This window comes from Ruminococcus sp. AF20-12LB (genome assembly GCF_003478985.1).
Classification (GTDB): domain Bacteria; phylum Bacillota; class Clostridia; order Lachnospirales; family Lachnospiraceae; genus Blautia_A.
Window position 1 is genome coordinate 1 of sequence record NZ_QUGH01000041.1, and the last position, 564, is coordinate 564.

A 564-nucleotide genomic window follows, 5' to 3' on the forward strand; every position below is an offset into this window, starting at 1 on the left:
GATATTGTAAGTACTCAGATAAAGAATGACGAGGTCATTCTGAAAGGAGAAATCCCTGCCAGATGTATTCAAGAATACAGGAACGATTTAACTTATTTCACAAATGGGCAGGGAGTCTGTTTGACAGAGTTAAAAGGATACCAGACAGCTATTGGTAAATTTATTTGCCAACCCCGCCGCCCGAATAGCCGTATAGATAAGGTTCGGCATATGTTCCACAAGTTAGCTTAACAGCTTGCAAAAGTCATATAAAATGAGATTTGAAAGGATTAGAGACTAATTATGATGAAATGCGAATGGATATTGTGTCCTGTTTGTGGGAGCAAAACCCGTAATAAAATTAGGAAGGACACTGTTTTGGAGAATTATCCCCTTTATTGTCCAAAATGCAGACAAGAAAGATTGATTAAAGTTGACAACTTGAAGATAACTGTCATCAAAGAGCCAGACGCTTAAGACGCAGAGCCGATGAAATTGTGGAACAATTCACGAATCATCGGCTCTTTTTGTTTCGTATTTGAAAGAACAAACTCACCAAATAAAAAAAACGATATTCGGGTGGGT

The 564-nt window shown here is 37.9% G+C and carries 2 pseudogenes; both read left to right on the forward strand.

The annotated features are described in order from the left end of the window. A pseudogene (locus tag DWX61_RS18750) lies at positions 1–231 on the forward strand (tetracycline resistance ribosomal protection protein); the annotation flags it as partial. A gap of 51 nt (positions 232–282) precedes the next feature. Further along, positions 283–472 (forward strand): annotated as a pseudogene (locus DWX61_RS18755) (cysteine-rich KTR domain-containing protein). Positions 473–564 lie beyond the last annotated feature (92 nt).